The 7,454-nt window shown below is 71.3% G+C and carries 7 protein-coding genes and 2 pseudogenes; 3 read left to right on the forward strand and 6 right to left on the reverse strand.

Annotated elements, in window-relative coordinates; genetic code table 11:
* Positions 1 to 10 precede the first annotated feature (10 nt).
* On the forward strand, positions 11 to 499 hold the full coding sequence (locus ABD378_RS16910) for a phosphatase domain-containing protein (RefSeq protein WP_344521743.1): 489 nt from the start codon (positions 11 to 13) through the stop codon (positions 497 to 499).
* 16 nt (positions 500 to 515) lie between these two features.
* Here the strand turns inward: ABD378_RS16910 and ABD378_RS16915 are convergent, their stop codons facing one another.
* Together ABD378_RS16915 and ABD378_RS16920 are read right to left on the reverse strand one after the other, a co-directional pair.
* Positions 516 to 737 (reverse strand): dodecin, encoded by a 222-nt coding sequence (locus tag ABD378_RS16915; protein WP_344521744.1) that lies wholly within the window; start codon positions 735 to 737, stop codon positions 516 to 518.
* 49 nt (positions 738 to 786) lie between these two features.
* On the reverse strand, positions 787 to 1,587 hold the full coding sequence (locus ABD378_RS16920) for a GntR family transcriptional regulator (protein WP_344521745.1): 801 nt from the start codon (positions 1,585 to 1,587) through the stop codon (positions 787 to 789).
* A gap of 349 nt (positions 1,588 to 1,936) precedes the next feature.
* On the opposite strand from ABD378_RS16920, the pseudogene ABD378_RS16925 reads away from it, so the two are divergent.
* A pseudogene (locus ABD378_RS16925) lies at positions 1,937 to 2,740 on the forward strand (glycoside hydrolase family 16 protein); the annotation flags it as partial.
* A gap of 158 nt (positions 2,741 to 2,898) precedes the next feature.
* Positions 2,899 to 4,176, forward strand: a complete 1,278-nt coding sequence (locus ABD378_RS16930) for an extracellular solute-binding protein (protein WP_344521750.1) — start codon at positions 2,899 to 2,901, stop codon at positions 4,174 to 4,176.
* A gap of 32 nt (positions 4,177 to 4,208) precedes the next feature.
* Here ABD378_RS16930 and egtD read toward each other — a convergent pair whose 3' ends face one another.
* From egtD to ABD378_RS16950, 4 genes and pseudogenes are all read right to left on the reverse strand, one after another.
* Positions 4,209 to 5,171 carry an L-histidine N(alpha)-methyltransferase gene (gene egtD / locus ABD378_RS16935; RefSeq protein WP_344521746.1) on the reverse strand — a complete coding sequence of 321 codons (963 nt, stop codon included), beginning with the start codon at positions 5,169 to 5,171 and terminating at the stop codon, positions 4,209 to 4,211.
* Positions 5,168 to 5,923, reverse strand: coding sequence for an ergothioneine biosynthesis protein EgtC (egtC, locus tag ABD378_RS16940; protein WP_344521747.1), 756 nt, complete (start codon positions 5,921 to 5,923; stop codon positions 5,168 to 5,170). The genes egtD and egtC overlap by 4 nt, the downstream gene beginning before the upstream one ends.
* On the reverse strand, positions 5,923 to 7,251 hold the full coding sequence (gene egtB / locus ABD378_RS16945; RefSeq protein ID WP_344521748.1) for an ergothioneine biosynthesis protein EgtB: 1,329 nt from the start codon (positions 7,249 to 7,251) through the stop codon (positions 5,923 to 5,925). The genes egtC and egtB overlap by 1 nt, the downstream gene beginning before the upstream one ends.
* Positions 7,248 to 7,454 (reverse strand): annotated as a pseudogene (locus tag ABD378_RS16950) (hypothetical protein); the annotation flags it as partial. The gene egtB and the pseudogene ABD378_RS16950, both read right to left, overlap by 4 nt.

Consider the following 7,454-nt stretch of genomic DNA (forward strand, 5'->3'; position numbering starts at 1 on the left):
CGCTGGGCGCGTGACGGAAGACAGCAGGCCACTGGCCGTATTCGATCTGGACGGCACCCTCGCGGACACCGCGCACCGCCAGCGCTTCCTGGAGCGCAGGCCGCGCGACTGGACCGCCTTCTTCGCGGCGGCCCCGGGCGACCCGCCGCTGGAGCAGGGCGTGGCTCTCGTCCTACGGAGCACGCGGGAGTGCGAGGTCGTCTACCTCACGGGCAGGCCCGAGCGGTGCCGCAAGGACACCGTGGCGTGGCTCGCGGCGCAGGGCCTTCCCGAGGGGCGGATCTGGATGCGCCGCAACGACGACCGGCGGCCCGCCCGCCGCACCAAGCTGGAGATACTCCAGAAGATCTCCGGGTCCCGCGAGGTCCGGATGCTGGTGGACGACGACGAGCTGGTGTGCGACGAGGCCGAGCGGGCGGGCTTCAAGGTCGTACGGGCGCGCTGGGCGAGCACGTCCGCCGAGCTGAAGGACGCGCAGGAGCGTGAGGGGCGGACGTGACCGCCCGGCGTCGGCGTCAGGCGCTGTCGCCGTCCTCAAGGCGGAACCCGACCTTCAGGCACACCTGGTAGTGCTCGATCTCGCCGTTCTCGATGTGGCCGCGCACCTGGGTGACCTCGAACCAGTCCAGCGAGCGCAGCGTCTGCGATGCGCGGGCGATGCCGTTGCGGATGGCCTGGTCGACGCCCTCGTGCGAGGTGCCGACGATCTCGGTGACCCGGTAGGTGTGGTCGGACATCAGGATGTTCCTCTCCGCCGTGTGGTGACCTCACCGCTGTGGGGTGACGTCACTCCACGGTGCCCCACCACGCGGCGGTGCGCGAGGCGGTGGGCGCGGGGTGCTCGGCGCCGCCGTCCAGTTCTAGCCGCGAGACGATGCGGTAGCGGTCGCCGCGGTAGAGGGAGCGTACGTACTCGACGGGGCGGTCCTCGGTGTCCGTGGTGATCCGGTCGAAGAGCAGGGCGGGGGAGAGCACGGGCACGCCGAGCAGCGCCGCCTCGTCCTCCGTCAGGACCGTGGGCTCGATGGACTGCGCGGCGTGCGCGGGGCGGATGCCGCGGGCCTCGCGGAGGTGGGCGTAGAAGCCGGACTCCACCTGCGCGGGGGTGAGCCCCGGGGCGAGAGCGGCCGGGATGTGCAGATGCTCCAGGGCGATGGGCTCACCGTCGACCAGGCGCAGCCGCACCACGTACACGAGCTCGGCGGCGGGCGAGATCCGGAGCCTGCGGCCGACCCGCGCCCCGGCCCGGACCGTGCTGAACTCCAGGACGCGGCTCGACCAGTGGCCTGCGGCGCGCGGGACGGTGAGCGGACGGCTGCCCGGCGCCAGCTCCTGGGTGACCTTGGCGGGGGCCACGAACATGCCGCGGCCGTGTTCGCGCACCAGTAGCCCCGAGGCCACCAGCGTGTCGACGGCGGCGCGCAACGTCGGCCGGGAGACGCCCAGTTGGGTGCAGAGCGTGCGCTCGGAGGGGATCGCGTCGCCGGGGCTGCGGGTCTCGATCAGATCGAGCAGGACCTCGCGTACGCGCTCCCGCTTGAGTACGCCGCCGGATGTGCCCCCGCCGGATGTGCCCTGCTGGTCCATGGATGCGGACACCCTTCCCGAGTCGTCGACAACGCGCAACAGCCCTTCGCGCAAGGGGACTTGACGCCCCCAGTGGTCTATGCCACCTTCAGTCCTCGCGAGTGGTCACCTTACCAATTGGTAAAGCCACGTGTGTCGTTGTACCGCACCTCCCCCCACGCCGGGAGCGGTGAGCGCTCCCGGCATTCCGAAAGGAATCAGGTCGATGAACCGACACCGCTCCAGCGTGACCTTCCGAGTGCGTACGGCTATCGCGGTCGCTGCGGCGGCGGGGCTCGGCCTCGCCGGGCTGGCCGCACTGCCCGCGTCCGCCGCGCCCGACGTCGGCGGCACGGCGACCGTCGCCGCCCCCGCGCTCTTCGACGACTTCAGCTACACCGGCCACACCGACCCGAAGATCTCCGAGCACGGCTGGAGCATCCGCTCCAACGCGGGCGGCCCCGGAGTCCCCGGGGCCTCCTGGGTGCCCGAGAACATCACCTTCCGGGCCGCCGACGGCAACTCCGTCATGAACCTGGAGACATCGACCGCGGGCACGGGCGAGTCGACGGAGCAGACGGAGATCCTCACCAAGGCGGTCAAGTTCAAGAACGGCACCTACGCGGCCCGCGTGAAGTACGCCGACGCGCCCCGGTCGGGCCCCGACGGGGACCGTCTCGTGCAGGCGTTCTTCTCCATCAACGACCTCAAGGCCCCGATGGCGGACGACTACTCCGAGTACGACTTCGAGTATCTGCCCAACGGCGGCTGGGGCGAGGCGGGCAACATCCTCTACACCACGTCCTGGGAGACCTTCGACCCGGAGCCGTGGGAGGCGGTCAACCAGCACACCGAGGTGCGGCAGAGCTACGCGGGCTGGCACGACGTGGTGTTCACCATCGACGACAGCACCATCAAGTACTACGTCGACGGGCAGCTGTTCGCCACCCACGACGCCAAGTACCTGCCGGAGCGGCCCATGTCCATCAACTTCAACCAGTGGCTCATCGACCTGGCCGGGCAGTCGAGCACCACTCCGCGCGCCTACGACCAGGAGGTCGACTACGTCCTGCACGTCAAGGACGAGGCCCTCACCCCGGATCAGGTGAAGGCGCAGGTCAGCGCCTACCGCAGTGCGGGCACCGCGTTCGAGGACACCGTCCCCGGAAGCTGATCCCGCCCGGGAACGGCTCCGGAATCTCCGATCCCCGAGCCGTTCCCCCTTGACCGACCCATTGGTACAGACCAAAATCCAGCCGTACCCGTTCGAGCCACCAGCTCACCCCCACGTCGGGCCGACCTTCCCCTGTCCGCAGGAAGAAAGTGACCCACGTGAAACCGCACCGCCGCGTCGCCCTGTCCGTGTCCCTCGCCCTCGCAGCCACCGCGCTGCTCCCCGGATGCGGCGTCCTGCCGGGCGGGGAAGAGGAGAAGCGGACCGTCACCGTGTGGCTCATGCGGGGCAGCGCGTCGGCGGAGTTCATCAAGCGGTTCACCACGGACTTCGAGAAGCGGAGCGGCGACATCGACCTGGAGATACGTCTCCAGGAGTGGACCGGCATCGGCGACAAGGTCAAGGCCGTGCTCAAGGCCGATGACGGGCCCGATGTCATCGAGGTCGGCAACACCCAGGTCGCGCAGTACGTCGACGAGGGCGGGCTCTACGACCTCACGCTGGAGTCCGCGCGCGACCTCGGCATGAAGGACTGGCTGCCAGGTCTGGCCGAGCCCGGACGCTACAACGGCGGCCAGTACGGCATCCCTTGGTACGCCGCCAACCGCGTCGTCATCTACAACAAGGACCTCTTCGCGCAGGCCGGGATCGAGCAGCCGCCGAAGACGCGCGCGCAGTGGATCGCCGACACGGAGCGGCTCAACTCCGGCGGCAACCAGGGGATCTACCTGGCGGGCCAGGACTGGTACACCCTGGCCGGCTTCATCTGGGACGAGGGCGGCGAGCTGGCCACGGAGGCCAAGGGGTCGCGAGGCGTGTGGGAGGGCAGCCTGCACACACCCGCGGCGCTGCGGGGCATGGAGTTCTACCGCCAGTTGCAGGAGCTCGGAGAAGGTCCGCCGGACGCGGACGAGGAGCACCCGCCGCAGGCCGGGGTGTTCGCCGAGGGGGACGTGGCGCAGATCGTCGCCGTACCCGGGACGGCGCGGGCCATCGAGGAGGAGAACCCCGAACTGAAGGGGAAGCTCGGCTACTTCCCGATCCCTGGCAAGACGGCGGCGAAGCCGGGCGCCGTCTTCACCGGCGGATCCGACCTCGTGGTGCGCGGGAAGACGGACGACCGCCCGGGCGCGGTCGCCGTGATCGAGGCTCTCGCGGGCAAGAAGTGGCAGAAGGACCTGGCCAGGACCATGAACTACGTGCCGAACAAGACGAGTCTGGCCTCCGCCGTCTCCGGCGAGGAAGGGGTCGCCGCGATGGCCGCGGGGGCGGCCAGGGGGCGGGCGACGCCGGCCTCGCCGAAGTGGGCGGAGGTGGAGGCGGACAACCCCATCAAGGCGTACATGTCGAAGGTCCTCGGTGGGAGTGACCCGGCGACGCAGGCGAAGGCCGCCTCGCGCCGGATCACGCGGGCGCTGGACGTCAGTGGGCCGTGAGTGCCCCGCAGGCCCCCAGCGCGGCCACAGCCCTAGCGCGCCACGCTGAGCGACAGCGCGAACCGTGCCCTCTCGTCCGTCCACCAGTGGGTCAGCTTCAAGTCCGCCGAGGCCAGTTCGGACCGCACCCCCTCCTCCCGGAACTTCGCCGAGATCTCCGTGCGCATCTCCTCGTGGCGGTCGAAGTCGACCGCCAGGTCGAGTGCCGGGATCTTCACCGTCTGCGCGGCCAGGGAGCGCAGGCGCATCTCGATCCACTCGTGCTCGCGGTCCCAGACGGCCACGTGCGAGAACGCGTCGGGGTCGAAGTCCGCGCCCAGCTCGCGGTTGATCACGGACAGGACGTTCTTGTTGAAGGAGGCCGTGACGCCCGACCCGTCGTCGTACGCCGAGACGAGCACCGACTCCTCCTTCACCAGGTCCGTGCCGAGCAGCAGCGCGTCACCGGGGGAGAGCAGGGTGCGCACCGACGCCAGGAACGCCGAGCGCTCCGCGGGCAGCAGGTTGCCGATCGTGCCGCCCAGGAAGGCGACGAGACGCGGGCCCGGTGTGCCCGGCAGGGCGAGGCCGCGGGTGAAGTCGGCGATCAGGGCGTGCACGTTGAGGGAGGGGCGCGAGGCGATCAGGGTGTTCGCGGCGCCCGTGAGCGCGCTCTCGCTCACGTCCACCGGGACGTACGTGTGCAGACCGGGGAGGGCGTCGATCAGGTGCCGGGTCTTCTCCGAGGAGCCCGAGCCCAGCTCGATCAGCGTGCGCGCGCCCGTCGCCCCGGCGATCTCCGTGGCGCGGTTCTGCAGGATCTCGCGCTCGGCGCGGGTCGGGTAGTACTCCGGGAGCGTGGTGATCTCGTCGAAGAGCGCGCTGCCCCGCGCGTCGTAGAACCACTTGGGCGGCAGCGTCTTGGGGGTGTGGGTCAGGCCGTGCAGGACGTCGGCGCGCAGAGCGGCGTCGGTGGCGTCCACGGGCAGGGTGCGGGTCAGCTGGAACGGGCTCACGCGGTGGGCTCCTTGAGCGGGGTCAGCAGGACATCGGTACGGCTTGCGGCGAGCAGCGTGCGGTCGGGCACCTGGCGCCAGTGCGGATCGTCGTCGTAGGGCTCGGAGGCCACGACGGTGCGGCGGCCCGGTTCGGTGAGGTACCAGAGGGTGTCGCCCCAGGCGGTCGCGGCGATCGTCTCGCCGTTGGTGAGCAGGAGGTTGAGGCGTGATCCGGGGGCCGCCTCCGCGACCTCGGTCACGGTGTCCGCGAGGGCCTGGCCCTCGTCGTCGCCGCTGCGCAGCCGGCGCAGGACGAGCGCCCACACCAGCGCGGAGTCGCAGCGCGCCTCCATGGAGAGGAGGTCCGCGGGCGGCAGGAGCCGGGACACCGGGGCCAGCGAGTGTGGCCAGCCAGTGACCGCGCCGTTGTGGCTGAACAGCCAGGTCCCGGCGGCGAACGGCGCCGCCGCCGCTTCCCCGTCCGCGCCCGCCTCGGTCGCGTCGCGCACCGCGGCGAGCATCGCTCCGGACCGGACGACCCGGGCGAGGTCCGCGAAGGACTGGTCGCCCCAGATCGGCCCGGCACGGCGGTAGCGGGCGGGCACGGGATCGCCGTCGGCGTACCAGCCCACCCCGAAGCCATCGGCGTTGACCGTGCCGTAGCGCTGCTGCCTCGGTGCCCAGGACTGGCGGAACAGGCTGTGCAAGGGGTCCACGAGGAGCTTTCCGAGCGGCTCCTCGGGGCCGAGGAAGGCCAGATGGCGGCACATCAGGGGGCCTCCGTCGGGTTCGCGTCGCGGGCGGTGCGGAACCCGGAGAAGATCTGCCGCCGGACCGGATGGTCCCAGTTGCGGAACGTGCCGCGGCACGCCACCTCGTCCACGGAGAACGCCCCGCCGCGCAGCACCTTGTAGTCACCGCCGAAGAAGACGTCCGAGTACTCGCGGTAGGGGAAGGCGGCGAACCCCGGATAGGGCAGGAAGTCGCTCGACGTCCACTCCCACACGTCGCCGATCAACTGCCGTACGCCGAGCGGTGATTCACCCTCCGGATAGCTGCCCGCGGGGGCCGGGCGCAGATGGCGCTGGCCCAGGTTCGCGCGCTCCGGTGTGGGGTCCGCGTCGCCCCACGGGTAGCGCATCGAGCGGTCGGTGGCCGGGTCGTGCCGGGCGGCCTTCTCCCACTCCTCCTCGCTGGGTAGCCGTCGGCCCGCCCAGCGGGCGTACGCGTCCGCCTCGTACCAACTGACGTGCAGCACCGGCTCGTCGGGCGGTACTGCCTCGACGGTCCCGAAGTGGCGGCGCAGCCACTGGCCGCCCTCGCGGCGCCAGAACAGCGGCGCCGAGAGACCGTTGCCGCGGACCATGTCCCAGCCCGCCGCGGCCCACCAACGCTGCTCCTCATAGCCGCCGTCGGCGATGAAGCGCTCGTAGTCGGCGTTGGTCACCGGCGTCGTGTCGATGTAGAACGACGGGACCAGACGGTGGTGCGCCGGACGTTCGTTGTCCAGGGCCCACGGTTCGGTGGACGTGCCCATCGTGAACGGGCCGCCCGGCACGAGGACTTCGGACGGTCCGCCGAACGGCGGTGCGGGCGCGGGATCCGGCGCGGTGAGCGCCGTGGGGCCCGCGCGCAGCTGATGGGTGATCAGCATCGTCTCGTCGTGCTGCTGTTCGTGCTGCGCGATCATGCCGAACGCGAAACCCGCGTCGGTCAGCGGCGAACCGCGGAACGGCGTGCTCTGAAGGACGTCAAGCGCGCGACCCCGCACCTCGGCCGCGTAACGGCGGGCCTCGGCGGGCGCCAGCAGCGGCAGGCTCGGCCGCTCGGAGCGGGGGTGCTCGAAGGCGTCGTACAGGCCGTCGATCTCGGGCCGCATGGCATCACGGCCCGCCACCGCCCGCAGCAGCCACATCTCTTCCTGATTGCCGATGTGCGCCAGGTCCCAGACCAGCGGCGACATCAACGGCGAGTGCTGTGCGGTCAGTTCGGGTTCCTCGACGCACGTGGTGAGGAGCGAGGTGCGGTCCCTGGCGGCGAGGAGCGCCGCCAGGGCGCGCTGTCGAAGCGCATCGGGATCGCTGACGGTTCCGGTCATCGGAGGATGCCCTTCTCGTGCTCGTGGTCGTAGTGATGGCCGTCCAGGTGCCCGTCGAGCAGGTCGTCCGCCGGGCAGCGGCCCCGCGCGACATACCGCTCGGCGTACGCGGCGACGGCTTCCTGGACCTCGGCGCTCGCGCCCATCCGGGGCAGCGCGTCCGCCGCCGCCGCGAAACAGGCGGCCGTGGCCTCGCGCAGCTC

This window comes from Streptomyces rectiviolaceus (assembly GCF_039533825.1).
In the GTDB taxonomy this organism is placed as follows: Bacteria; Actinomycetota; Actinomycetes; order Streptomycetales; family Streptomycetaceae; genus Streptomyces; species Streptomyces rectiviolaceus.

Bases quoted from the DNA above. Each gene is read 5' to 3' on its own strand.
- egtC (WP_344521747.1), bottom strand. From the start codon at position 5,923: ATGTGCCGCCATCTGGCCTTCCTCGGCCCCGAGGAGCCGCTCGGAAAG.
- ABD378_RS16920 (WP_344521745.1), bottom strand. From the start codon at position 1,587: ATGGACCAGCAGGGCACATCCGGCGGGGGCACATCCGGCGGCGTACTC.
- ABD378_RS16915 (WP_344521744.1), bottom strand. From the start codon at position 737: ATGTCCGACCACACCTACCGGGTCACCGAGATCGTCGGCACCTCGCAC.
- egtB (WP_344521748.1), bottom strand. From the start codon at position 7,251: ATGACCGGAACCGTCAGCGATCCCGATGCGCTTCGACAGCGCGCCCTG.